This window comes from Rhodoglobus sp. GW821-FHT12B09, from assembly GCF_058809925.1.
The window spans coordinates 31,384-56,421 of record NZ_JBXATB010000005.1 but is presented as its reverse complement, the minus strand read 5'-3'; the positions used below and the strand labels follow the sequence as shown (position 1 = coordinate 56,421).

General features: G+C 68.9%; 22 protein-coding genes. 14 read left to right on the top strand and 8 right to left on the bottom strand.

The features are described from left to right. Positions 1-75: 75 nt before the first annotated feature. From AC1RTC_RS11270 to AC1RTC_RS11255, 4 genes are read left to right on the top strand one after another with little or no spacing between them, the layout of a single operon-like run. A complete protein-coding gene (locus AC1RTC_RS11270; protein WP_493155667.1) occupies positions 76-1,446 on the top strand; it encodes an ABC transporter substrate-binding protein in 1,371 nt (456 codons plus the stop codon). Positions 1,447-1,458: 12 nt separating this feature from the next. Continuing rightward, entirely contained in the window at positions 1,459-2,349 is an 891-nt protein-coding gene (locus AC1RTC_RS11265) for a carbohydrate ABC transporter permease (RefSeq protein ID WP_493155665.1), read from the top strand. A 1-nt stretch (position 2,350) separates the two neighbouring features. Then, complete coding sequence (locus AC1RTC_RS11260; RefSeq protein ID WP_493155663.1) at positions 2,351-3,226, top strand: carbohydrate ABC transporter permease; 876 nt, start codon at positions 2,351-2,353, stop codon at positions 3,224-3,226. Between the two features lie 34 nt (positions 3,227-3,260). Continuing rightward, positions 3,261-5,291 carry a glycoside hydrolase family 2 protein gene (locus AC1RTC_RS11255; protein WP_493155661.1) on the top strand — a complete coding sequence of 677 codons (2,031 nt, stop codon included), beginning with the start codon at positions 3,261-3,263 and terminating at the stop codon, positions 5,289-5,291. A 52-nt stretch (positions 5,292-5,343) separates the two neighbouring features. Here AC1RTC_RS11255 and arfA read toward each other — a convergent pair whose 3' ends face one another. Genes arfA through AC1RTC_RS11240 form a run of 3 tightly spaced genes read right to left on the bottom strand, consistent with a single transcriptional unit; the run spans position 5,344 to position 8,724 of the window. Then, the gene (gene arfA, locus AC1RTC_RS11250) at positions 5,344-6,876 is read right to left on the bottom strand and encodes an arabinosylfuranosidase ArfA (RefSeq protein ID WP_493155658.1); all 1,533 of its coding nucleotides are present in this window, start codon (positions 6,874-6,876) and stop codon (positions 5,344-5,346) included. A gap of 43 nt (positions 6,877-6,919) precedes the next feature. Further along, the gene (locus tag AC1RTC_RS11245; protein ID WP_493155656.1) at positions 6,920-7,774 is read right to left on the bottom strand and encodes a carbohydrate ABC transporter permease; all 855 of its coding nucleotides are present in this window, start codon (positions 7,772-7,774) and stop codon (positions 6,920-6,922) included. After that, positions 7,774-8,724, bottom strand: a complete 951-nt coding sequence (locus tag AC1RTC_RS11240) for a carbohydrate ABC transporter permease (RefSeq protein WP_493155654.1) — start codon at positions 8,722-8,724, stop codon at positions 7,774-7,776. Before AC1RTC_RS11240 ends, AC1RTC_RS11245 begins: the two co-directional genes overlap by 1 nt. A 183-nt stretch (positions 8,725-8,907) precedes the next feature. Between AC1RTC_RS11240 and AC1RTC_RS11235 the strand changes: the two genes are divergently transcribed. Together AC1RTC_RS11235 and AC1RTC_RS11230 are read left to right on the top strand one after the other, a co-directional pair. Further along, positions 8,908-10,164 (top strand): ABC transporter substrate-binding protein, encoded by a 1,257-nt coding sequence (locus tag AC1RTC_RS11235; RefSeq protein ID WP_493155653.1) that lies wholly within the window; start codon positions 8,908-8,910, stop codon positions 10,162-10,164. Between the two features lie 90 nt (positions 10,165-10,254). Next, complete coding sequence (locus AC1RTC_RS11230; protein WP_493155650.1) at positions 10,255-11,493, top strand: family 1 glycosylhydrolase; 1,239 nt, start codon at positions 10,255-10,257, stop codon at positions 11,491-11,493. Here AC1RTC_RS11230 and AC1RTC_RS11225 read toward each other — a convergent pair. Further along, positions 11,431-12,492, bottom strand: a complete 1,062-nt coding sequence (locus AC1RTC_RS11225) for a LacI family DNA-binding transcriptional regulator (protein WP_493155648.1) — start codon at positions 12,490-12,492, stop codon at positions 11,431-11,433. The genes AC1RTC_RS11230 and AC1RTC_RS11225 overlap by 63 nt on opposite strands. A gap of 149 nt (positions 12,493-12,641) precedes the next feature. Here AC1RTC_RS11225 and AC1RTC_RS11220 point away from each other — a divergent pair, with 149 nt between their 5' ends. Beyond that, complete coding sequence (locus AC1RTC_RS11220; RefSeq protein WP_493155646.1) at positions 12,642-13,583, top strand: LysM peptidoglycan-binding domain-containing protein; 942 nt, start codon at positions 12,642-12,644, stop codon at positions 13,581-13,583. Here AC1RTC_RS11220 and AC1RTC_RS11215 read toward each other — a convergent pair. After that, on the bottom strand, positions 13,580-14,506 hold the full coding sequence (locus AC1RTC_RS11215) for a helix-turn-helix transcriptional regulator (RefSeq protein ID WP_493155644.1): 927 nt from the start codon (positions 14,504-14,506) through the stop codon (positions 13,580-13,582). The two genes, AC1RTC_RS11220 and AC1RTC_RS11215, sit on opposite strands and share 4 nt — an antisense overlap. A gap of 101 nt (positions 14,507-14,607) precedes the next feature. On the opposite strand from AC1RTC_RS11215, the gene AC1RTC_RS11210 reads away from it, so the two are divergent. Further along, on the top strand, positions 14,608-15,033 hold the full coding sequence (locus AC1RTC_RS11210) for a VOC family protein (RefSeq protein WP_493155642.1): 426 nt from the start codon (positions 14,608-14,610) through the stop codon (positions 15,031-15,033). Here the strand turns inward: AC1RTC_RS11210 and AC1RTC_RS11205 are convergent. Then, the gene (locus AC1RTC_RS11205) at positions 14,953-16,254 is read right to left on the bottom strand and encodes a low temperature requirement protein A (RefSeq protein WP_493155639.1); all 1,302 of its coding nucleotides are present in this window, start codon (positions 16,252-16,254) and stop codon (positions 14,953-14,955) included. The two genes, AC1RTC_RS11210 and AC1RTC_RS11205, sit on opposite strands and share 81 nt — an antisense overlap. Beyond that, on the bottom strand, positions 16,251-17,030 hold the full coding sequence (locus tag AC1RTC_RS11200; protein WP_493155637.1) for an SDR family NAD(P)-dependent oxidoreductase: 780 nt from the start codon (positions 17,028-17,030) through the stop codon (positions 16,251-16,253). Before AC1RTC_RS11200 ends, AC1RTC_RS11205 begins: the two co-directional genes overlap by 4 nt. Positions 17,031-17,153: 123 nt before the next feature. On the opposite strand from AC1RTC_RS11200, the gene AC1RTC_RS11195 reads away from it, so the two are divergent. Beyond that, positions 17,154-18,044 carry an AraC family transcriptional regulator gene (locus tag AC1RTC_RS11195; RefSeq protein WP_493155635.1) on the top strand — a complete coding sequence of 297 codons (891 nt, stop codon included), beginning with the start codon at positions 17,154-17,156 and terminating at the stop codon, positions 18,042-18,044. Here AC1RTC_RS11195 and AC1RTC_RS11190 read toward each other — a convergent pair. Then, complete coding sequence (locus tag AC1RTC_RS11190) at positions 18,041-19,033, bottom strand: LacI family DNA-binding transcriptional regulator (protein WP_493155634.1); 993 nt, start codon at positions 19,031-19,033, stop codon at positions 18,041-18,043. The two genes, AC1RTC_RS11195 and AC1RTC_RS11190, sit on opposite strands and share 4 nt — an antisense overlap. A 183-nt stretch (positions 19,034-19,216) precedes the next feature. Here AC1RTC_RS11190 and AC1RTC_RS11185 point away from each other — a divergent pair, with 183 nt between their 5' ends. From AC1RTC_RS11185 to AC1RTC_RS11165, 5 genes are read left to right on the top strand one after another with little or no spacing between them, the layout of a single operon-like run. Continuing rightward, positions 19,217-20,527, top strand: coding sequence for an ABC transporter substrate-binding protein (locus AC1RTC_RS11185; RefSeq protein WP_493155632.1), 1,311 nt, complete (start codon positions 19,217-19,219; stop codon positions 20,525-20,527). 60 nt (positions 20,528-20,587) lie between these two features. Continuing rightward, positions 20,588-21,484 (top strand): carbohydrate ABC transporter permease, encoded by an 897-nt coding sequence (locus tag AC1RTC_RS11180; protein ID WP_493155630.1) that lies wholly within the window; start codon positions 20,588-20,590, stop codon positions 21,482-21,484. Between the two features lie 2 nt (positions 21,485-21,486). Further along, positions 21,487-22,275, top strand: coding sequence for a carbohydrate ABC transporter permease (locus AC1RTC_RS11175; protein ID WP_493155628.1), 789 nt, complete (start codon positions 21,487-21,489; stop codon positions 22,273-22,275). Between the two features lie 19 nt (positions 22,276-22,294). Next, on the top strand, positions 22,295-23,455 hold the full coding sequence (locus AC1RTC_RS11170; RefSeq protein ID WP_493155626.1) for a glycoside hydrolase family 99-like domain-containing protein: 1,161 nt from the start codon (positions 22,295-22,297) through the stop codon (positions 23,453-23,455). After that, positions 23,455-24,990 (top strand): glycoside hydrolase family 140 protein, encoded by a 1,536-nt coding sequence (locus AC1RTC_RS11165; protein ID WP_493155624.1) that lies wholly within the window; start codon positions 23,455-23,457, stop codon positions 24,988-24,990. Before AC1RTC_RS11170 ends, AC1RTC_RS11165 begins: the two co-directional genes overlap by 1 nt. Positions 24,991-25,038: the final 48 nt, after the last annotated feature.

Here is a 25,038-nt window from a genome sequence, read left to right as displayed (position 1 = left end):
TAGCGTTTGCAACGTCGGCAAAGGTGCAGTATGGTTTTGCACACGTTGGCAAACGCACATCACAAAGGAGTGTTCATGCACCAGCACAGCCCGCGGCAGAAGGCGATGCGCCGCGTTACCCGGCTCGGGTCCCTCGGGATCGCGACAGTCGTCGCCCTGGGCCTCACGGCCTGCGGCCCCTCCATCGGCGGCACCGAGGAGCCGGACAGCTCCGCACTGCAGGCCCCCACCGACCCGAAGGGCGAGATCACGATCTGGGACCGCTCGGGCGACCTGTTCGAGGTCTTCGACGCCGTGATCGCGAAGTTCAACGAGAAGTACCCCGACATCAAGGTCAACCACCAGGCCGTCGACATCGGCGCCAAGCTGCAGAACACGCTCATCACCGGCACCGACGTGCCCGACGGCGTCTTCCTCGACGACCAGCTCGTGCCCGGGTACGCCGACTACCTGTGGGACCTGAGCGACGTGCTCGGCCCCTACCTTCCCGACATCGCGCAGCAGAAGGTGGACGTCAACTCGCTCGACGGCGGCATCTACGGCGTGCCGTGGGACCTCGACCCCGGCCTGCTGTTCTACAACGCCACGGCCCTCGAGGCGGCGGGCATCGACGCCGAGTCGATCACGACCTACGACGACCTGCTCCAGGCGGCGCGCGACTACAAGGCGTTCAAGCCGGATGCCGGCCCCATCCACCTCGAGCAGAGCCCGTTCCTCGGCCAGCTGCAGCTGGAGATGTACGCGAGCCAGCTCGGCACGAGCATCAGCGACGACAAGGGCGAGCTGCGCATCGACTCGCCCGAGTACAAGCAGATCCTGACGTTCCTCGACACCGTGCAGAAGGAGGGGCTCGGCACGCGCGCCGAGTACCTCGACCCGACGGACATCGCCACCATGGACGCCAGCCAGCAGGTCTTCTACCCGTGGGCGCAGTGGTTCGCCTTCGCCCCGCAGCAGCTGCTGCCCGAGACCACGGGGGACTGGCGCGCCATGCCGCTGCCCGCCTGGTCCGACGGCGGCCCGCGCTCGGGTGCGATGGGCGGATCGTCGTTCATCATCCCGAAGGATGCCGCCGAGCCCGGTCTCGCCTGGCTGTTCTACGAGTTCCTGGTGTTCGACAAGGACGGCTACTCCGCCGTCTACGGCCCGAACTCGGTGTACCCGGACGGGCTGAACACCTCCATCCCGAGCTACGGCCCCGCGGCGGATGCCGACAAGCCGCTGTTCGGCACGGTCGACGCGCTCGGCGGCCAGGACCTGTGGAAGGTCGCCGTCGAGGCGGGCGCGCAGATCCCCGGCGGAACGCCGACGCCCACGTGGTGGGCGGGCGCCGTCGACTACCTCGGCAACAACGTCCAGAAGATGCTCGACGGAGCCATGACGCCCGAGGAGGTGATCTCGGTGTCCACCAAGGACATCCAGACCAACCTCGTCGACCGGCAGTAGGAGTAGCCCGCCATGACAGCGCTGCAGGGAGGGCCCCGCAGGTTCTCCCTGCGGCGCCGTGGGGCGCCCTACCTCTTCATCGCCCCGTTCATCCTCATCTTCGCGCTCTTCAGCGTCTACCCGCTGGCGTTCGCGCTCCGCCTGAGCTTCACCGACTGGCGGGGCACCGGCTCCGCGACGTGGGTGGGCCTCGACAACTACGCGTACCTGCTCACCAACCCGGCCTTCTGGTCGTCGCTGGCGAACTCCGGCGTGCTGTGGCTGCTCATCATCCCGGCCCAGGTCGTGATCGGGCTGCTCGCGGCCGTGCTCCTCAACAGCGCGAAGCTCAAGCTCCGCGGCTTCTACCGCACGGCGTTCATCGTGCCGTTCGTCACCCCGCTCGTCGCGATCGCGCAGATCTGGATCGTGGCGTTCGACCAGAACTACGGCCCGGTCAACGACGTGCTGAACCTCGTGGGCCTCCCCGACATCGGGTGGCTCACCACGAGTGAGTGGGCGAAGCCGACGGTCGCGCTGCTGTTCCTGTGGAAGACGACGGGATTCGCGATCATCATCCTGCTCTCCGGGCTCCAGTCGATCGACGCCACGGTCTACGAGGCCGCGGCCCTCGACGGGGCCACGCGCATCCGGCAGCTCTGGAGCATCACCGTGCCGCTCATCCGCCGCACGCTCATGTTCCTCGTCGTGCTGCAGACCCTCGCGGTGTTCCAGATGTTCACGGAGCCCTTCGTCGTCACCAAGGGCGGACCCTACAACTCGACGACGACGGCCGGGCTCTACCTCTATACCCACATCACGCGCGCCGACCTCGGCACGGGGGCGGCCAACTCGTTCCTGCTCGTGATCGTCGTGATGCTGCTGTCGCTCGTCTTCGTGCGGCTGCTGAGAGCGAAGGACTGAGATGACCGTCACCTACGAGAGCCACGGCTCGCGCATCCGGAACGTCCTCGGGTCGCAGGCGTTCATGGTCGTGCTCACACTGCTGTTCCTGAGCCCGGTGGTGTGGGCAGTGGTGTCGTCGTTCAAGCCGGCGATCGACATCATCCGCGACCCCCTCGGCTTCGACCCGACGGCGTTCAACCTCGACAATTTCACGGCGATGTTCGGGGATGTCCCGCTCGCCACGGGCTTCCTGAACACCGGCATCGTGCTGGTGCTCAAGGGGTCGATGATCCTGTTCCTCGCGCCGCTGGCGGGCTACGCCTTCGCGAAGTACGAGTTCCCGCTCAAGAACGTGCTGTTCGGCACGGTGCTCGTGACCCTCACGCTGCCGATCGTCGTGCTCATCATCCCGCTACTGCTGGAGATGAAGGAGTTCAACTGGATCAACACGTACCAGGCGCTGGTGCTGCCCGACTCGTTCAACCTCGCGTTCGCGATCTTCTGGATGCGGCAGGTGATCTCCTCCGTGCCCGACGAGCTGCTCGACGCGGCGCGCGTCGACGGGGCCGGTGAGTTCGGGATCTTCTGGCGCATCGTGCTGCCGGTCATCCGGCCGGGCCTCGCGGGCCTCGCGGTGCTCACGGTCATGAACATCTACAACGACTTCGTGTGGCCCGTGGTCGTGACCACGAGCGACAGCATGCAGACCCTGCAGGTGATGCTCTCGACGCTCGCGCAGAACATCGCCGGCAACACCGTCGGCACCGACTACGCCACGATCACGGGCGAGCTGCTGGCCGCCTCGTCGATCGCCCTCATCCCGCTGCTCGTCATCTTCATCGTGCTGCAGAAGCACTTCATCAACGGCATCCTCGCCGGAAGCGTCAAGGGCTGAGCCCTCTTTCCACCACTCGAAAGGCACCACACGCATGTCCACTGTCGTCCCCAAGGCCGAGTACCCCCGACCGGACCGTGACCGCTCGTCGCGCTGGCTGACCCTCAACGGGCAGTGGCAGCTCGAGAGCACCGCGGGCACGCAGCCCGTCACGGTGCCCTTCGCCTGGGAGACCGAGGCCTCCGGCGTCGGGCGCACCTGGCTTGAGCACGCGGCCTACCGCCGCACGGTCGAGGTGCCCGACTGGGGCGGCGCGCGCGTGTTCCTGTGCTTCGGCGCCGTGCACCACCGGGCGACGGTGTCGATCGACGGCGCGGTCGTCGGCACCCACGAGGGCGGCTACACGTCGTTCGAGTTCGACGTCACGGAGTTCCTCACCGGCCGCCCGGTCGAGCTCGTGGTCGAGGTCGAGGCCCCCGCCGACAAGCGGGAGCTGGCGCACGGCAAGCAGCGCTCCATCCCGCGCGACGACTACGACGGCGTCTCGTTCACCCCCACCTCCGGCATCTGGCAGAGCGTGTGGCTCGAGGCGCGCGGCCGCACCTGGGTGTCGGCGCTCGAACTGCGCGGCGACTCGCTGACGGCGTTCGAGGTGCGCGGGATGCTCGCCGGCGACGCCCCCGCGGGTGCGGCCGTGACGCTCGCCGCGGGCGGCGACTCCGTCACCCTCGTGGCGGACGGCGACGGCGCCTTCGCCGGGGCGCTCGTGCCGGCATCCCCCCGCCTCTGGTCTCCCGCCGACCCGCACCTCTACGAGCTCGACGTGACGGCCGCCGACGACCGGCTGACCGCGACGGCCGGCCTGCGCTCGATCGAGGCCCGCGGCGAGGAGCTCTACCTGAACGGCGAGCGGCTCTACCTGCGCGGCGTGCTCGACCAGGGCTACTGGCCGGACTCCGGCCCGACCGCGCCCACCGACGCCGCGCTCCTGAAGGACCTCGAGCTCGCCCGCGACGCCGGCTACAATCTCGTGCGCAAGCACCTCAAGTTCGAGGAGGCGCGCTTCTTCGACCACGCCGACCGGATGGGCATGCTCGTCTGGGCGGAGCCCGCGAGCACGAGCCGGTTCAGCGAGGCGTCGGCGGCCGCGTTCGAGGAGCAGATCGGCCCCATGGTCGAGCGTGACGGCAACCACCCGAGCGTCGTCATCTGGGGGCTGTACAACGAGGAGTGGGGCCTCGACTGGGACATCCCGGGCAGCGCGTCGCGGGCGGCCGCGGCCTCGCGCGCCTACGACCTGCTGCGCGCGATCGACGGGACCCGCCCGATCGTGGAGAACTCCGGCTGGTCGCACGTGCGCAGCGACCTCGTCGACTGGCACTACTACGACGAGGACCCCGCCTCCTGGGCGGCGAACCTGCAGGGCCTCGCCGACGGCTCCCGGCACGACTGGCCGGTCAAGCTCGGGCCCGACTTCGTCGTGGACAAGTCCCTCTACGGCTCCGCCGACTTCCCCCGCACCGGCGTGCCGATCGTCAACAGCGAGTACGGCGCGGGCTTCACGAGCCTCGAGCGCGCGTGGAGCATGCGCTGGCAGACGCAGGAGCTGCGGCGCCACGACCGGTTCGCGGGCTACGTCTACACCGAGCTCGCCGACGTCGAGCACGAGGCCGCCGGACTGTTCGACGCCGCCCGCCGCCGCAAGGACTGGGGCGGCCTCGACCCCGCCGACGCCAACGCCGAGACGGTCATCGTCGTCGACCTGGTGCCGCGGCACGCGGGCGCCGATCTCCGGATGCCCGACGCCGCCCTCGAGCTCGACGTGCACGTCTCCCACCACGGGGCCGCTGCGCTCGCCGCACGGGTCCACGCGGCCTGGGCCCCGGCGGGGGAGCGCTTCGGCGAGCGGGACCTGCTCGCGACCACGGTCACGGAGGCCGTCGTCGCACAGCCCTTCGCCCTCAGCCCGGCCGTGACGGTGCGGGTCGCGGCGCCGTCGGGCGGGGCATCCGGCCGCCTGATGCTCTGGCTCGTGGACGAGGGCGGCGCGGTCCGTGCTCGCACCTTCGTCGACGCCGGCCCGATCGAGGAGCCGAACCGCCGGGGCGCGCGCGTCCCGTCCTGAGCTGTGGCGCGCGTCTACCGCCAACGTGGCGCGCGCCACTTCGGGCCTCGGCTCACACGGTAGTCGGCGGCGCGCTGTCGATGGTGATGACCGTCCACGACACGGCGGGCAGCTCGATGCGGCACCGGTGGCCCTCGACCACCAGTGACTCATTCGGGCGGACTGCCACTCTCTCGGGATCGGCGAGCGTGTTCATCGCGTAGATGTCAGTATCGCTGAGGGTCTGCGCGCTGGCACCCGAGACCGGGCCGAGCGCGTCGAGATCGAACTCCAGCCGGCTCGACTCGGACTGTGACCGGTTCACGACGAAGATGCTCGTGCGCCCGGTCGCCTCGTCGTAGGTGGTCACGGCGTCGAGCGTCGGAACCTCCCCGTACTGCCGGGTCTCGTAGGTACCGCACTCGAGGCGTGTGGTGACGACCTCGCCCGAGGCGAGTGCCGACGTGAGGGCGAAGGGGAAGAACGTCGTCTGGCGCCAGGCGATGCCGCCGGGCTCGGTCATGATCGGGGCGATGACGTTGACGAGCTGCGCGAGCGACGCGCTGGTGACGCGGTCGGCGCGCTTGAGCAGCGAGATGAGCAGGCTGCCCACGACGACGGCATCGGCCACCGAGTAGGCGTCTTCGAGCAGGCGCGGAGCGGTCGGCCAGTTGTCGACGCCCTGGATCTTGTCGACGCTCTCGAAGCGCTGGTTGTACCAGACGTTCCACTCGTCGAACGAGATGTTCACGACGCGGTCGCTGCCCTTGGCCGCCTTCACGTGGTCGATGGTCGCGACCACCGACTCGATGAAGGCATCCATATCAACAGCCGACGCGAGGAAGCTCCCGATGTCGCCGTCCTTCTCCTCGTAGTACGCGTGGCAGGAGATGTAGTCGACGTCGTCGTAGGTGTGCGTCAGGACCACTCGCTCCCACTCCCCGAAGGTCGGCATGTGGCGGCTCGACGAGCCGCAGACGACCAGTTCGAGCGTCGGGTCGAACATCCGCATCGCCTTCGCGGTCTGCGACGCGAGCTTGCCGTAGTCGTCCGCCGAGCGATGGCCGAGCTGCCACGGGCCGTCCATCTCGTTGCCCAGGCACCACATTCTCACGCCGAAGGGGGAGGGGCGGCCGTTGTCGGCCCGCTGCTGGGCGAGGGCGGTGCCCGAGGCCAGGTTGCTGTACTCCAGGAGGTCGAGCGCCTCGGCGGTGCCCCTGGTCCCGAGGTTCACCGCGAGCATCAGCTCGTTGCCGGTCGTGTCCAGCCAGTCCGCGAACTCGTGCAGGCCGATCTGGTTCGACTCGGTCGAGTGCCACGCGAGATCAAGGCGCGACGGCCGATCCGCACGCGGGCCCACGCTGTCCTCCCAGCGGAACCCCGAAACGAAGTTGCCGCCCGGATATCGGATCGCACTCACGCCCAGTTCTGTGACCAGCGCCTTCACATCCTCCCGGAATCCCTGCGCGTCGGCGGTGGGGTGGGCGGGCTCGTAGATGCCGTCGTACACCGCGCGCCCCAGGTGCTCGACGAACGAGCCGAAGACGCGCCGGTTCACCCGGCCTACGGGCAGTCGTGTGTCGAAGATCAGTCGTGCAGTGGCCATGTCAGGTCTCTCTGGGTAGCGCGTGTGCGGTGGGAAGGTTCGATTACTTCAGCCCGGTGCTGGCGACGCTCTCGATGAAGCGCCGCTGCACGAACAGGAACATGACGGCGAGGGGGATGAGGGCGATGAGCGAGCCCGCCATCATCACGCCGTAGGGGATGATCCCGTTGGGCCCGGTGAGCAGGGTGAGGCCGGAGGTGATCGTGCCCATCTGCTGCTCGGTGGTGAACACGAGCGGCCAGAGGAGGTCGTTCCAGTTGTTCACGAAGATGTAGATGCCGAGCGTGAGCAGCGCCGGCACGGCATTGGGCAGCACGATGCTGCGGAAGATGCGGAACTCGGACGCCCCGTCGATGCGCGCCGCGTTGTCGAGGTCGCGGGGCAGGGAGAGGAAGAACTGTCGGAGGAAGAAGATGCCGAAGGCGTCCGCTGCGCGCGGGACGATGAGCCCCCAGAACGTGTTCACCCAGCCGAGGTCGGAGATCAGCTGGTAGATGGGGATGAGCGTCGCCTGGAAGGGAATCATCAGGCTCGCCACGATGATCAGCAGCAGCACACGGCTGCCACGGAAGTCGACGCGGGCGAGCACGTACGCCGCGAGCGAGTCGAACACCAGCGCGCAGAGCGTCACTCCGCCCGCGAAGACGAAGCTGTTGGCGATCAGTCGCAGGAAGGGCAGCTCGGTGAAGATGCGCACGAAGTTGTCGAGGGTCCAGGTCGCCGGGATCAGCGACGGCGGGAAGGCGTTGACCTCAGCGACGGGCTTGAACGCCGTGAACACGATGATGATGATCGGCAGCAGCACGAGAAGTGCGACCACGAGCATCCCGGTGAACAACAGCCAGCGGCCGACGCGACGGCTCGAGGACGGGCGTCGCAGGGCGAGTGCGTCAGCCATCAGCCGACCTCCTTCTCACCGCGGGCCGTGATGGCGAACTGCACGAGGCTGAGAACGAGGGTCGCGATCAGCAGGACGTAGGAGAGCGCCGACGCGAACCCAAGCTCCAGATCCTTGAACCCGGACTGGTAGATCTGCATGACCACGGTCTGCGTGCTGCGGTAGGGCCCGCCGCCGGTCAGCACGTAGATCTGGTCGAAGGCCTGCAGGGCCGCGATGGTCGCGATGATAAGGACGAACCCGGTCGTGTTGTTGAGCAACGGCAGCGTCACGTTCCTGAAGCGCGACCAGGGGCCGGCGCCGTCAATGCTCGCGGCCTCGTAGAGACTTCCGGGAATCTCTTGAAGTCCCGCCAGGAACACGATCATGTAGAACGCGAAGTTCTTCCAGACGGCGACCAGCACCACGGTGGGCATCGCGAGCACCGGATCCTGCAGGACGTTGCCGATGCGGATGCCGAAGGTCTGCAGCCAGTAGTTGATGAGCCCGACCTGGGGGTCGAGAAGGTATTGCCACGCGAATGCCGCGACGGCGAGGGAGACGATGAAGGGCAGGAACAGCCAGGTGCGGAAGGCCCCGCGCAGCGGAAGGCTCGGAGAGTTGAGGGCCATCGCGAGGGAGAGGGCGACCACCACGGCGATCGGCGTGAAGAGCACCGTGTACAGGACCGTGTTGCCCATCGCCCCCAGGATCTGGGGATCGGTGAACACCCGGAGGTAGTTGTCGAAGCCGACGTACTCCTCGCGGCCGAAGCCGCTCGCGTCTGTGAACGACAGGCGGAGGGCGGACAGCATCGGCCAGAAGACGAAGAGCCCGAGGATCGTCAGCGCGGGTATCAGGAAGCCGATGATGGTGAGCCTGCGCTTGGCCTGGCCGCGGAGCGGGCCGCGGCCGCCGAGCTGGCCCGCGGGGCGGTACCGGCGCTGCCCACCGGAAGTAGTTGCTGTCATTGCTGTGCCTATCGCGTGTTACATCGTTGTAGAGGCCGTGATCGCCGTATTGACATTGGCTGGCTTGTCGAGAACTATATACAACTACAACGTTTACTTACAACGTTGTACTTGAAACGCTGACGAGGACGCCACCGTTCTCCGTGCCGACAATGCAGTCGAAAAATGGAGGTTTGCACAGCAATGAAGAAAGCACTTATCGCCGCCGCGATCCTGAGCGCCGCAACGCTCACGATCGCAGGATGCGCCCCTGCAGCTCCCGCTGCGGGCGGCAAGATCGAGCTCGCGTTCTGGCACGGGTACACCGAGGCAGACGGAGACGTGCTGAACGAGCTCGTGAGCGAGTTCAACGCTTCTCAGGACGGCATTGAGATCACGCCGTCGGTCAAGCCCTGGGCCACCCTGCTCGACTCCGCCCTGCCAGCCCTCACGTCCAAGACCGGGCCGGAGATCATGGCGCTGCCCGTGGAGAACATCCCGGTGTTTGCCTCCAAGGGCGCCCTCAAGCCGCTCGACGACTGGTACGGCGCGGCGGACAGCGGCGCCTCCGTCCTCAACGAGCAGGCCGTCGCGACCGGCGTGGTCAAGGGTGAGAAGTACGCCGTACCGCTGAGCTTCACCCCGCTCACCATGTTCTACAACAAGACGATGTTCGACACGGCGGGCGTATCCGTGCCCACCACGTGGGACGAGTGGGTTGCCGCGGCGACCGCGCTGACCGTCGACGAGAACGGCGACGGCACGCCCGACCAGTACGGCCTCGCGCTGCAGGACCACGGCACCGTCGGCAACGGGGTGTGGCCCTCGCTCTTCAAGAGCGGCGGCGGCGACGTCGTCACGGCGGACGGCACGTCGGTCATCGACTCCAAGGAGAACGTGGCGACGCTGACCTACTGGGCGGATGCCCTGAAGAAGGGCTCGTTCTCCCCGGTCGGGCTGGCCGGTGCGGACGCCGACGGGCTGTTCAGCGCCGGCAAGGTCGCCATGACCCTCGGCGGGCCGTGGATGGCATCCGTGTCGGAGGCTGCGGGGATCGACTACGGCATCGCGTCGCTCCCGGCCGGCCCGGCGGGCATCAAGGCGTCCGCGCTGGCGGTCGACATGAGCGTCACGTCACAGGCCACGGACGAGGAAGCGGCAGCGGCGCAGACCTTCTTCACGTGGTTCTACCAGCATGCGAACATGGTCAAGTGGTCGCTCGCGTCAGGCTGGCCGCCGCTGACCACGGATGTCACGGCGGACGAGGTCGCCGAGAACCCCGTTGTCTCGGCGCTCACCGACCAGTCGCAGTACGGCGCGGCTCTTCTGCCGGGCGTCATCAAGTCCACCGACGTCCTGACGGCGATGGACACGGCGACCCAGAAGGCGCTGAGCGGCGGAGACCCCGCCGATCTTCTCGCCACCGCGCAGAAGGAGATCTCGGCGGCACTCGGGCAGTAGTCCGCCAAGACCTGTGGTCCGCATCCGCCGACCATGCGGATGCGGACCACTCTGCACACACCGACCGACGAGCAAGAAGAGAGACAGCGCGTGAAGTGGTTCGATGACGGCCGGCTCCGTTTCGCAGTGGGGGTGGAGGACACCTTCATCCCGCAGACCCGTCCCGGCGAGCGGGCCCTCGACGAGTACGAACTCATGCAGCACTACCGCTTCTGGAAAGAGGATCTGGAGTTCTGCGCCGAGGCGGGCAGCGAGATGGTCCGCTGGGGCATCCCGTGGTACCGGGTCAACCCCGAGCCGGGCGTGTGGGACTGGAACTGGCTCGACCGCGTCATCGACGTCTTCGAGGAGAACCAGCTCGATCTCGTCACCGACCTCGTGCACTACGGCACTCCGCTGTGGCTCGAGAAAGAGTTCCTGAACCCCGACTACCCGGCGCGGGTCGCCGAGTACGCGGCGGCCGTGGCGGAGCGCTACGCGGGGCGGGTCAAGCACTACACCCCACTGAACGAGCCGCTGCTCAACATCATGTACTGCGGCGAGTTCGGGCAGTGGCCGCCGTACGGCACCGGTGACCGCGGTTTCGTCGACGTGCTCCGCGGCATCACCCGCGGCATCGTCACGACCCAGAGCGCGATAGCGGACGTGGACCCCGCAGCGGACTTCGTGCACGTCGAGGCGTCGTTCCGCTTCGCCGGAGACACAGGGGCGCACCGCGAGATGCACGAGCACCTCCGGCACCGCGCCTACCTGGTTCAAGACCTCGTCATGGGCCGCGTGCATCCGGACCACGCTCTTGTGCCCTACCTCGAGCGCAACGGCTTCACCGACCAGGACTTCGAGTGGGCCAGCACCAACGTCGCGGAGCCGGACGTGGTCGGGGTGAACTACTACCCGCAGCACTCGACAGAGGTCTTCCAAGCGGGCGTCACGCAGGGCGGCGGCCCGGGTGACCTGCGACCCCGACTGGATGCCGGCACCGACGGGCTCAAGGACGTGCTCACGTCGTTCGCCGAGCGCTACGGCAAGCCCGTCTTCCTCACCGAGACGAGCTACACGGGCACCGAGGCCGAGCGGACGGCCTGGATGGACGACTCGGTCGCGGCCGTGCACGAGCTCAGGGCCGACGGGGTGAACGTGGTCGGCTACACCTGGTGGTGCATCACCGACATGATGGAGTGGTCGTACCGGCCCGGCACGGGCAAGCCGATGGACTACCTGCTGACGATGGGCCTCTGGGCGCTCGAGGAGGACTCCGAGGGCACGCTACTGCGCCGCAAGACTCCGGTCGCCGACAACTTCCGCCGTCACGCCCTGGCCGCCCGTTGACTCCCTCACCACGACGCTGAAGTCCACGAGCACCTCCTCGGGGTCGGTAGGGCTGCCGCCGTGCTGGCGGATGCGGTGGGCCAGGAGTTCCACGGCGCGCTCCGCGATCTGCGCCCGGCCGGGGTCGATGGTCGTGAGGCTGGGCACCGCGTACTGCGACTCCTCGATGTTGTCGAAGCCGATGACGTGGATGTCGGCGGGCACGCGCAGGTTCGACTCTTGCAGGGCGCGCATCGCACCGAGGGTCAGGGCGTCGTTCAGGCCGAATACCGCGTCGAAGCTGACGCCGCTCTCGATGATCTCCCGCATGGAATCGGCTCCGTTCGACCGGTGCCAGAGCGTCGTGTAACTGACCAGCGCGGGGTCGAACGGGATGCCCGCCGCATCGAGTGCCTCGCGGTAGCCGCGCATGCGCAGGGCCGCCGAGCCGACGAGCTCGTTGACGTGCGCTCCCAGCACGGCGATGCGGCGCCGGCCCGAGTTGATGAGCAGCTCGGTGGCGGCACGGGCGGCCTCCACGTTCCGCATCGTCACGTGGTCGACGGGACTGCCGAAGATCCGCTCCCCGAGGAGCACCAGCGGATAGTCGACGGCCAGTAGCGCCGAGTCCTCCTGACTCATGCCCAGCGGGCTGAAGATCAGGCCGTCGGTCAGCCGCATCCGGGGGCTCGAGAGCACCGCGAGCTCGCGCTCGCGATCGCCGCCCGTCTTCTCGACGAGCACCACGAGATTGTGGCTCTCGGCGTTGGCGATCACCGCATCGGCGAGCTCGGCGAAGTAGCTCAGGCTGAACTCGGGGAGCACTAGGCCGATGACGCCACTGCGCCCCGAGCGGAGATTGCGGGCGGAGATGTTGGGCTGGTAGTTCAGCGCCTCGATGGCGAGCTGCACCTTGGCGCGAGTCTCCGGGCGGACCTGCTCGAAGTTGTTCACGACGTTCGAGACGGTCTTGATCGAAACGCCGGCCAGGCGCGCGACATCGTGCAGAGTTGCGGCCACCGTGCTCACCTCCCGGGTCTGAGTCCCCACAATACAACGTTGTATGTTTTGCGTGAGGGCGGCTCGGGGTTTCGCGTCGCCGGTTCAGCGACAGTGGTACGGGCGGGCGCCACTTGACATCCCCGCAGACGCGACGTTGACTCGACTTCGTGCGGGAACCGGGTCGTGAGGAGGAGCTGCTCGCCGACCCTGCGGCGCTCGCGGACGTCCGCAGCAGGTACCGCGGCAGCGCCGACCTCGCCGACGTGCTGCGGTGGCGGATCGACCCTGCGGCACTCGGTGCGGAGGGCTCCCGCAGCCCGATCGCCCGCGCCGGCGACCTCGCGCCAGTGATCTACGGTCGGGTCGACAGCACCGACGCCGCGCAGCGGCGGGACGCGGCCGCTGCAGAGGCCGAGGCGCTCCTCGCGGGGTGGGCGGCCGATGTAGCGGCCCTCGACGCCGCGCTCAGTGCGGCGGGAGAACCGCCTCCAGGTGCCGCGCCTCCCGCGCTGCGCCCTCGGCGCACGGTCGACCGACGTCGCCCCGCGCTGCTCATCGGCGCCGGGGCGGTGGCCGTCGCGGTGCTCGTCGGAACGGTGGCACTCCTGCAGCCGAGTGCGTCGGAGGAGGTCGCCGCCCCGCCGAGCAGCACGCCGCTGCCGACGCCGGCCCCGAGCACGCCGAAGCCCACGAGGACCGTGGTGCCGGCATCCCCGCCCCCGCCGCCCGTGGTGGTGACGCCGCCGCCCGAAGAGGTCGACCTGCGGCCCGACTACTACGACAACGACATCATGAGCGTGCTCCAGGTGCCGGTCAACGGCGGGCCGATCGACAACGCGAACGGTGTCGCTGATGTCGACGACTACGGCGTTCCGCTGTCGTACGTGGTGGCCAGCGGCGACGTTTTCGAGCTGATCGCGAAGCGCTTCGACCTCGGCACCACCTACCTCGCGTCGATCAACGCGGTGCGGCGCGAGAACCCGACGGAGCTCTTCGTCGGCGATACGATCAACCTCGGGGCGACGACGATCCTCCGTATCGGCGACCAGAACGGGGTTGTGTACAACTTCACCGACCGCCTGCCCGAGCCGCACCTGCCGCAGGACTAGGTCGCCGCGCCGTAGCGGGCCGCCAGCTCCACGAACGCCTCGGCGAGCTCCGGCGGGCCGACTACCTCCATGGCGGCGTCGAACCGCCCGAAGGATGCCGCGAGAGCACCCCACGACCATGACCCCGTCTCGAGGCTGCACCGGTCGGGGCCGAGGTCCTCCACGGTGCCGTCGCCCGCGAAGGGCAGCACCGCGCTCGCCGGGAGGTGCAGGACCACCGTCCCGCGGCACGGCCACGCGTCCACGGCGTCCGATCCCTTGAAGCGCGCGGCGACGAACCCGCGCACGTCGCCTCCCGGCACCTCCCGCGGGGCGAAGCGCGGACCGGTCGGGATGCGCGGGGTGATGCGGTCCGCCCGGAAGATCCGCCAGTCGTCGCGCTCGAGGTCCCACGCGACGAGGTACCAGCGACCGGACGAGGTCACCAGATGGTGCGGCTCGACCCTCCGGAGGTCGTCGCCGTAGTCGAAACGCAGCACCTCACGGGCCCGGGCGGCCGTCGCCAGTGCGACGAGAACCTCCGGAGCCACCGAGTAGCGCGCCGGCTCGAGCGAGGTGAAGCGGAGGGCGTCGAGGCGGTGGCGGAGGCGCGACGGCATCACCTGCCGCACGGTGGTGAGGGCGCGGACGGCCGCCTCCTCGATCCCGGCGCCCGACACGGCGGCGCCCTGGAGCGCGACGGCGAGAGCCAGCACTTGCTCGTCGTCGAAGAGGAGGGGCGGCAGCTCGCTCCCGGCATCGAGGCGGTAGCCGCCATCCGGGCCCATGGTCGCGTGGATGCGGTAGCCGAGCTCGCGCAGCCGGTCGACATCGCGGCGGACCGTTCGCGGACTGATCTCGAGCCGGTCGGCGAGCAGGGTGCCCGGCCAGTCGCGCCGAGTTTGCAGCAGCGACAGCAGTCGCAGGAGCCGGCCGGTGGTCATGTCTCGAGACTAGTTCGAGAGTAGGACAGAAACTGACCTATATGGCTGGAACTGTGGATGCACGGCCCGGGAGACGCCCGGGCCCAACCACAGGAGCAGACATGACTGTCGTCACCACACCCCACCTCAACTTCCGCGGCACCGCGCGCGCGGCGCTGGAGTTCTACCACTCGGTCTTCGGAGGGCAGCTCATCGCCGTGACCAACGAGGACATGCACAGCGTCGAGCGGCCCGAGGAGGCCCAGCAGATCAAGTTCGGCCAGGTCGTCGGCGACAACGGCTTCCAGATCATGGCCTACGACGTGCCCTCGGGCACCGCGTACGACCAGGGCGAGAAGGCGCTCTACGTCTCCGTGCGCAGCGACTCCGCCGACGAGATCACCGAGCTCTGGGGCCGCCTCGCCGAGGGCTCGGAGATCCTCTCCGACCTCGCGCCGTCCGCGTTCTCACCCGCCTACGGCATGCTCAAGGACGCCTTCGGGGTCACCTGGGTGCTCGACGTCGCGGTCGCCTACACCCCGGCCTGACGCACGCCGGGGGCCGCTCGATGGGGTGGCCCCCGACCGTCGGGGGCGTGCGCGCAGCGCTCGGCGGCGGTCGTGCCGAGTGGTGGTCCTCTCGACCGCGAACAGGATCACAAGGCCGGCCGCGACAGACGCGAGCGCGAGCAGCGGAGGCGCGACCGCCATGGCGGGCACCAGGGCGACGAGCACTGCTGCGGCGACGAAGCGCGACAGGTAGCGACCGCTGAGCAATCGTCGCGCGACGAGCGCGGTGCCGGCGAGGTAGCACGCCACCCCGCCGCCGAGCGCGGCGGCGCCGAACAGGCCGAAGGGGTCCTGGCTCTCGATGTGGGCCATGGCGACCTCGATCCCCAGGGCGGCGAGTACGATCCCGCCGACCAGGGCGAGGTGGAGGTAGGTGTATGCGTCGCTCGCCGCGCGTGCGCGGGTGCTCGTGGGCAGCGAGACGAGGGCGTGCTCCGCGGAGCGGGCCAACCGCGTGAAGTAGGCCCACCAGAGGGCGACGCAGATCAGCATCGACACGATCGCGCCGATGAGGATCGAAACGCTGACGGGCTCGGTCGCGACGCCGGCCCCGATGCCGAGGATGGATTCGCCCAGCGCGAGGATCACGATCAGCCCGTGCCGCTCGGTGAAATGGGCGGTGGAGCGCACGGGCCAGTCGACGCCCACACTGCTGCGGTAGGAGACGATCGGCTCGATGGCCACTGCGGCGATCGCGAACCACAGCTGCCACGGCGCGCCGAGGAGCGCGCCCGCAACGAGCAGCGCACCGGACGGCGCGACCGAGAGGGCCATCGAGATCACCGTCCGCCGGCGCAGCCGAGGCTCGGAGAGCCACACGAACACGACGGCGTGGGCTATCCGGGCGACGAGGTAGGCCGTGACGAACACGATCGGCGCGAACAGCCCGCCCGGCAGGTCGTCGTACGCCTCGATCACCACGAGGCCCGCGACGAACATGGCCGTCATGCCGATGACCATCGCGATTCGCAGCACGCCCTGATCGGCGTGAGCGAGGTTCGTGAGCCAGCCATAGGCGGTCCACGACCACCAGAGGAGAGCCAGGATGACGACGGCCTGCACCACGCCGAGCGCGTCGTGCTCGTGCGCCATGAGCCGGCTGAGCTGCGTGAAGGCGAAGACGAACGCGAGGTCGAAGAACAGTTCGAGCGTCGTGACGCGATCGCCCTCGCGGCTGGCGACAGCCCGAGCCGCTCTCACAGCGCGTACCCGCCGGAGACCTGGATGTCCTCGCCCGTGATCCATGCCGCGTCGTCGGAGATGAGGAAGGCGATGACCTTGCCGATGTCCGCGGGCTCCCCGATCCGGCCCAGGGCCGTCTTCGCGGCGAGACCGTCGATGATCTCCGGGTACTTCTCGAAAGCGTCGCCCCCGAGCCGGGTGCGGGTCGGTCCCGGGGAGATCGAGGTGACCCGGATGCCGCGTGCCGCCAGCTCCTTCGCGAGGTACCGCGTGGCGGTCGTGAGTCCCGCCTTCATCGCCGCGTAGCCCGAGTAGCCCTCGGTGGTGTCCCCGGGGCGGACCGAGCTGCTCGACACAGTGACGACGGACCCTCCGTCGGACAGGAGGGGAAGAAGCGACTGCGTGAGGAAGTACGGCCCGCGCAGAAGCACCCGGTAGTACCGATCGAAGGCCTCCTCCGTCATGTCCGGGAAGGCGAGACCGCCGCCGAAGCCGGCATTGTTCACCAGCCCTTGGATCCGATCGGTCTGCCACTCGCGCGCGAGGGAGTCCGTCAGCTGCTCCCTGAACGCGGCGAAGGTCTCGCTGCTGCCGATGTCGAGGGGCAGGGCGACCGCGGTACCGCCGGCGGCACGGATGATCGAGACGGTCTCGTCCGCTCCCTCCGGGTGCGAGTGGTAGGTGGCGACAACGCCCGCGCCCCGAGACGCGATCTCGATCGCGGCGCCCTGCCCGATCCCCGCGCTCGCTCCGGTAACGACGACTACTGCCTGGTCTGTGAAGTTCTTGTCCATGCCTCAAGACAAGCGCCGGGCGGGCGCGGAGCGTTATGGCAATGCTCTCGACTTCTTGCCTGATCCTGCTCATTGCGCCAGAACCGGGTGTACGAACTGGGCGTGCACTGGTTGACTCGGGGCATGTCGTTGCAAGAGTTGCGCGAGCTCGTCGACCGCCACGCGCAGTCGGGCATCTCGCCGTCGGCCATCCCCGGCGTCGTCGTATCGCGGATGTCCGGCACGGGCTCCCCCGACGAGTCGACGACCGGCACCATCCTCGCCGTAGTGGCCCAGGGCACGAAGCGGCTCTCGGTCGGAGGCAGGATCCACGACTACGGCCCCGGGCAGTACCTGGTCGCCTCGGTCGACCTGCCGGTGTCGGGCCAGTTCACGGATGCGACGCCCGAGCTGCCCGCACTGGGCTTCGGCCTCGAGCTGCGCCCCGAGGTCGTGGCCGAGCTGATGCTGAGCCCGGCCGCGGCCGGCTTCCTCCGCCCGGCCCGGGGGGAGGCATCCCCGCCCGCGATCGCCGTGGGGCATGCGTCGGACCGGCTGCTCGATGCCGTCATCCGGATGCTGCGCCTTCTCGAGACCCCGGGGGACATCCCGGTGCTCGCCCCGCTCATCGAGCGCGAGATCCTGTGGCTCGTGATGTCGGGTGAGCAGGGCGCGACCGTGCGCCAGCTCGGCCTCGCGGACAGCAGCCTGAGCCGCGTCCGGCACGTGGTGCGCTGGATGCGCGACCACTTCGCCGAGTCGCTACGGGTCGACGAGCTCGCCCAGCTCGCGAGGATGAGCCCTTCGGCGTTCCACCGCGCGTTCCACTCGGTGACGGCGATGAGCCCCATCCAGTACCAGAAGAGCATCCGCCTGCAGGAAGCGCGGCTCCGCCTGATCTCTCGGCTGGGCGACGTCGCGGCAACCGCGTACGCGGTCGGGTACGAGAGCCCGTCGCAGTTCAGCCGCGAGTACCGGCGGGAGTTCGGTGTGCCGCCGAGCAAGGACAGTGCGGGATTCCGGGCGGAGCTCTAGGTCGACGTCCTCACGACGAGCGAGGGCGCGAACGGCGGCTCGGTCGAGGCCGGGTAGTTCTCCGAGAGGGCCAGCTCGGCCGCCCGGTGCCCGAGGTCGTAGCGCGGCTGGTAGACGGTGGTGAGCGGGATCGGCGCGATGGCGGCGCCCTCGATGTCGTCGTACCCGACGATGGCGAGGTCCTCGGGTATCCGCAGCCCGGCCCGGATCGCCTCGGCCTCGAGCGCGAGCGCGATGACGTCGTTGGCGCAGACCACCGCGGTGGGGCGCGGCTCCAGAGCGAGAATGGCCCGGGATGCCGCGGACCGGGCGGTGGGCGAGTTGAGGTCGGCGTCCACCCGGAGCAGCTCCGCAGGGTCGAGTCCGGCGTCGCTGTAGGCCGCGACGCATCCCGCGAACCGCTCTCGGATCTGGGACTCGGCGTCCGGCGCGCCCAGGAAGGCGACGCGGCGGTGGCCGCGCTCGAGCACGTGGCTCATAGCGATGAAGCCCCCGCGCAGGTCGTCAACGGCGATAGTGGGGAAGAGGCCGCCGGGCAGCTGCCGGCCGAGGGTGACGACTCGCACGCCGGACTTCTGCAGGGTGCTGAGGAGCGGCTCGTTGGAGGTCGACGCGACGGCGATCACGGCGCCCACCCGCATCTCGGAGAGCGCCTTCGCGTAGTGCCGCTCGCGCTCGAGGTCGCCCTCGGTGTTGCACGTGACGACGACGTGGCCGTTGTCGATGGCGAAGTCCTCGATGCCGCGCGCGACTTCGAGGAAGAACGGGTTGCCGCTGTCGGGCACGATGAACGCGATGACGTGGCTTCGCCCGCCCTGCATGACGCGCACGGCGGCGTTGGGCACGAACTGCAGCTCGGCGATCGCGGCCTCGATGCGCGCGCGCATGGCGTCGGAGATCGGCTTCTTGCCGCTCAGGTAGTTCGAGACGGTCCCGAGGGAGACGTCGGCGGAGCGGGCGACATCGCGGATGGTGCTGTGCGTCGCCATGTGGTCCCTCCGTCGTGAAGCAGTTCACTCTACTGCGAGAGTGGTGGTCGCGGAACACTTCCGCATGATTCCGGCGATCCTGCGCCGAGTAAACTCCTATCTATTGACAGAGCCGCGCAAGCCGGTCTAGATTTCCCCCGACAAGAAGTGAACCATTTCATTTCACAGCAAAGGAGCTTGACAATGACGTTTCGCAATCGACCGAGGGCCCTAGCCTCCCTCGTCGCCGTCGCGGCCTCCGCCGCTCTGCTGGCCGGATGCTCCGGCGCAACACCGGCTCCCGCGGAGGGCGAGGCCCAGACCGTCACGTGGTGGACCTGGAACGCGTTCAACCCCGACAAGACGATCGCCGACTTCGAGGCCGCCAACCCGAACATCACCATCGACTACAAGCTCTACAGCTACAACGACTACGTCACCGCCATCCGCACCGGGCTGACATCGAACGACGGCCCCGACGTGTTCCAGGTGCAGCCGGGCGAGCTCGTCACCAACTTCGGCCCGCTCGCGCTGCCCCTCGACGACTTCCTCGCCGAGAACGGCGGCGACCGCATCAACCCGGAGGGCCTCAGCCAGCTGCAGCTCGACGGCTCACAGGTCGCCCTGCCCTCCTACATGAGCGCGGCGGGCCTGATCTACTACAACGCGTCGATCCTCGACGAGCTCGGGGTCGCCGTCCCCACCGACTTCGACGAGTGGAAGACCGCCTGCGCCACGATCGAGGCCGCCGGCTACGACTGCCTCGCGCACGGTGCGAAGGACGCCTGGGTCAACACCGACGTCTACCTCTCGCTCATCAACAGCATCGCACCCGGTGAGGTGTACGACGCGATCGAGGGCAAGGCCGACTGGACCGACCCCGCGTTCGTCGACGCCATGCAGGCCTGGAGCGACCTGTTCACGAGCGGCATCATCCCCGCGGGTGCGACGGCAGCGGCCGAGTACCCCGACGCCTTCGGCGCGTTCCTCGAGAAGAAGGCGGCATTCATCGCCCTCGGCACCTGGAACACCCCCGGCACGATGACCTCGGTCGGCATCGCCGTCTCGCAGGAGACGGTCACCGCGAAGATCGACAGCACCTACCTGTCGGCGCCGTTCCCGGCTCCCGTCGCGGGCGATGCCCCGACCGGCCTGTTCGGCGGTCCCGACAACGGCTGGGCCGTGTCGGCCAAGACCGATGCCCAGGATGCCGCGCTGACGTTCCTCGACTTCCTGAGCCTCGGCGGAGGCCAGGAGATCCAGGCCGCCGGCGGCAACATCCCCGCCGTCACCGACGTCTCGGTCGCGACGGACGACGTGGTCGACCCCCGCCAGGTGGCGGACATCGAGCGCCAGCAGACGGACCTCGGCAAGCTCATCGGCGCCCGCCAGATCCCGTACGGCGACCTCGCCACCGCGCTCGGCGAGGCACTCTCGGCGGTTGCCGCCGGGACCCTCTCGCCGGCCGACGCCATGGCCCAGGTGCAGGCGGTCTCCGCCTCGCTCAGCCGCTAGGCGACAATCTGGAGGGGCGGCCTTGGTGGCCGCCCCTCCACCCTCCACGGAAAGCACCCCATGTCAACGATGTCGATACCAGTCGGGCCCCGCCGCCGGGTCGCACTGAGCTCGTACCTCTACCTCGTTCCGGCCCTCATCCTCGTGGTGGGCGTCGTTCACGTGGGAATCGTCGCGAACATCACCTACTCGACGCTCGACTGGAACGGCATCTCCCCGAACGGCAAGCCCGTCGGCGGCGACAACTACCTCAAACTTCTGAACGACCCGATCTTCTGGACCTCGCTGCGCAACACCCTCGTCTTCGCGGCGGCCACGATCGTCCTGCAGATGGTCTTCGGCTTCGCGCTCGCCGTACTCGTCCGCACCCGCGCCTTCCTCCGCGGCCTGCTGCGGACCCTCGCCTTCGTGCCGGTGGTGCTCGCCCCGGCCGTCGTGGCGACCTCGTTCCGGTTCCTGCTCACGCCGGACGGCAGCATCAACGGCCTGCTCTCCGCGGTGACCGGGCAGACCGTCGAGCAGCCGTGGCTGGCGGATCCCTCGACAGCCCTTCTCATGATCGTTCTCATCAACGTCTGGCAGTACACGGGCTACAGCTTCCTGATCTACGACGCCGCGATGGGGCAGATCGACAACTCGGTGATCGAGGCGACCCGCATCGACGGCGCCTCGACCTGGCAGCTGCTGCGTCTCGTCGTGGCGCCGCTGCTCTCCGGTTCCCACCTCGTGCTCATCGTGCTCGGGGTGATCAGCGCCCTCAAGACCTTCGACCTCGTGTTCCTCACGACCGCCGGCGGGCCCGGCACGACCACGCAGGTGCTCACCGGGTACATCTACAAGCAGGTCATCGACCAGTTCCACGCCGGGTACGGGGCGGCGCTGTCGGTCGCACTGGTCGCCATCGCGCTGGTGTTCAGCGTGCTGCAAGTGCGGCTCTCGAGCAGGGAGGCGAGGTAGTCATGTTCCAGCACCAACGACTGTTCGGCCGGGCCATCAGCCAGGTGTTCGTGGTCATCGCGCTCGCCCTGCTGATCGCGCCGCTCGCGATGATCGTGCAGACCTCGCTGCAGGGGCAGGGGCCCGAGAACTACGCCATCGTGATCTCGACGACCCCGTTCCTGAGGTTCTTCGTCAACAGCCTCGTGATCTCCGGGGCCACCGTGCTGCTCGTGCTCATCTGCTCGATCTCGTCGGCGTACGCCATCGCGACACTGCGGCCCCGGGGATCCCGGCTGTTCATGGTGCTCATCCTCGCGGGCATGGCCCTTCCCGGCATCGCGCTGATCGTGCCGCTGTTCTACGTGATCCAGGCGCTCGGCCTGCTCAACACCTACTGGGCGGTGATCGTGCCGCTCACCGCGATCTCCATCCCGTTCGGCGCGCTCGTGGCCACCAACTACATCCGCGCGCTCCCGGTGGAGCTCTACGAGGCCGCGCGCATCGACGGCGCCAGCAACTGGACGTACTTCGTGCGAATCCTGCTGCCGGTCGCCCGCCCGATCATCGCGGTGATCACGATCTTCACGTTCCTCGCGGCGTGGAACGAGTACACCCTGCCGCTCATCTTCATCCAGAACACCGACCTGCAGGTGCTCACGCAGGTGCCGACCTACTTCCAGAGCCAGCGCCTCGTCGACACCCCGAAGATCTTCGCCGCCGGCGTGCTCATCAGCCTTCCGATCGTGCTCGCCTACGTGCTCATGCAGCGACTGTTCCGCGAGGGCATGTCGGCCGGCGCGGTCAAGTAAACGTCCCACCAGGAGAGATATGCCCCGCCCCACGATCCTTGCCTACTACTTCCCGGACTGGCACAGCGACCCCCGCAACACCGCCTGGTTCGGCGACGGCTGGGACGAGTGGAAGCTGCTGGATGCCGCGCGCCCCCGTTTCGACGGTCATCGGCAGCCGCGCGTGCCGCTGGCGGGCCACGTCGACGAGTCCGATCCCGCTGTCGCCGCTGCCGAGATCGAGCTGGCCGCGAGCCACGGGGTGGACGGCTTCCTCGTCGACTACTACTGGTACGACGACGGCCCCTACCTCTCGGGCGCCCTCGACAAGGGGCTGCTCAAGGCGCCGAACCGCGAGGAGGTCTCCTTCGCGCTCATGTGGGCGAACCACGAGCTCGTCGACATCTTCCCGTACACGGACCCGAACGCCGCCGACGCCCGTCGGCTGAAGGACGGCGCGATCGGGCGGGCGGAGTTCGAGCAGATGGTGGAGCACATCATCGAGGCCTACTTCCGCGAGCCGAACTACCTCACGGTCGACGGCAGGCCGTGGTTCTCGCTGTACGAGATCGGCAACTTCATCCTCGGGATGGGCGGGGTGGACGAGGCCCGGGACGCCCTCGCCTGGTTCCGGCAGCGGGTGGTCGACGCGGGCTTCCCCGGGCTGCACCTGGACGCGGTGGTCTGGGGCTTCGGCGTGCTTCCCACGGCCATCACCGTCGACGACCCCGCGACGCTGCTCACCACCCTCGGCTTCGACAACGCGACCTCGTACGTGTGGATCCACCACGCCGACCTCGCCGCGTTCGACTTCCCGGCCGGCGACCCGGCGCGACTGCGGGAGGAGGCCTTCGCCGACTACGAGCGCCTCGCCGCGACGCTGCCGGTGCCGTTCCACCCGAACGTGACAGTCGGGTGGGACTCGACGCCGCGCATCTCGGCTGAGGTCCCGTTCGTGCCCGGCCGCTACCCGTTCCTGCCGGTGTTCGACCAGACCCCGGAGGACTTCGAGCTGGCGCTGCACCGCGCCGAGCGGTTCCTGCGCGAGCACCCGGCCGAGCATCCCGTCATCACCATCAACGCCTGGAACGAGTGGACAGAGGGCTCGGCGCTGCTGCCGGACACGACCAACGGGCTCGCCTTCCTCGAGGCGCTCAGGAACGTGTTCGGCGTGCGCCCCGTGCTGAGGAAGGCCCTCTGATGCGCACGGTCGAGCAGTGGCGGCGGGTCGAGGTCGAGCTGAGGAGCGCCGTGCAGCACGCGCATCCGGATACCGACGTGCGCGTCAGCGCCGTCTTCACCGGGCCGAGCGGGGCAACCGTCTCCCTGCCCGGGTTCTGGGACGGCGGGGACGCGTGGAAGGTGCGGTTCGCCCCCACCGAGGTCGGCCCGTGGCGCTACGCGATCACCTCGAACACCGACCTCCACGAGACAGGGGAGATCAGGGCTGTGCCGTACACGGGCGAGCTCGACATCTACCGGCACGGGTTCGTCGGGGTCACCGAGCGGGGATTCCAGTACGCGGACGGCACACCCTTCTTCTGGCTCGGCAACACCCACTGGCAGGCGCCGAACTACGAGCGGCTCGACGCGAGCAACCACCCGCGCATCCCGGGCGAGAGCCAGTTCCGCATCACCGCCGACCACGACCGCGCCCTCGGCTTCACGGTGTACCAGACGTACCCGGATGCCGCGCTCAACGACGGCGGCGGCAACGTGTCGCGCGTGAACTGGTGGACCGAGGACTACACGCACCTCAACCCGCGGGCCTTCACCGACCAGTTCGACGTGATGATGGACTACCTCGCCGACCACGGCACGGTCATCGCGCTGGGACTCGGCGTGCACACCGAGACCGGGCGGATCGGAGCCGAGGCCCTCAGCCACTTCGCGCAGTACGTGACCGCGCGGTACGCGGCGCACCCGATCGTCTGGATCACCGGGCAGGAGGTCGACATCGAGAACGAGTACGCCTCGATGGACACCTGGCGGGCTGCGGCACGGACCATCGCCGAGAACGACGGGTACCACCACCCGCTCGGCGCGCACATGTACGCGGTGGGGGAGCCGAAGACGTTCGGCGAGGAGCCGTGGCACGACTGGTTCCCCACGCAGGGCGGACACGAGGATGTGCGCTCGCAGGCGCACTACAAGTCGTACTGGGACTTCGAGCCGCGCAAGCCGTTCCTCGAGACCGAGGCCAACTACGAGGGCATCTGGAGCGTTCCGCCGGATGCCCCGCGGCAGTCCGCGTGGAAGGCGCTGCTGTGCGGCAGCTACGGCTACACCTACGGCGTCGCGGGCGTCTGGGCGATCAAGTGGGACTACGACGTGCCCGGGTGGGACGACTTCCAGAACGGCACGCCCTGGTTCGACGGGCTCGACCGGCCGGGCGGGCTCCAGATGGGCATCCTCAAGAGGTTCTTCCTGGGGCTGGGCGACTGGCAGCGGCTCGTGCCGCGCTTCGGCGACCCGGCCTACGGGTCGTTCGCCGCGCCCGAGGAGTCGGTGCTGGCGACCGACGGCAGCGCCCTGTACGTCGCGTACTTCTACGGCACCGGGCTCGAGACCGGGGTGCTCGCCGGGATGGATTCAGCTCGCACCTACACGGCGAGCTGGTTCACTCCGCGCGCGGAGGAGTACGTCGCGATCGGCTCGGTCGAGCCCGTCGGCGGGACATGGACTATCCCGCCCAAGCCGGACGGCCAGGACTGGGTCCTTCTGGTCGCGAGCTGACCGAGTTCGCCGAAAACGACAGTGCGCTTCGCGCGCGACGGCGACACC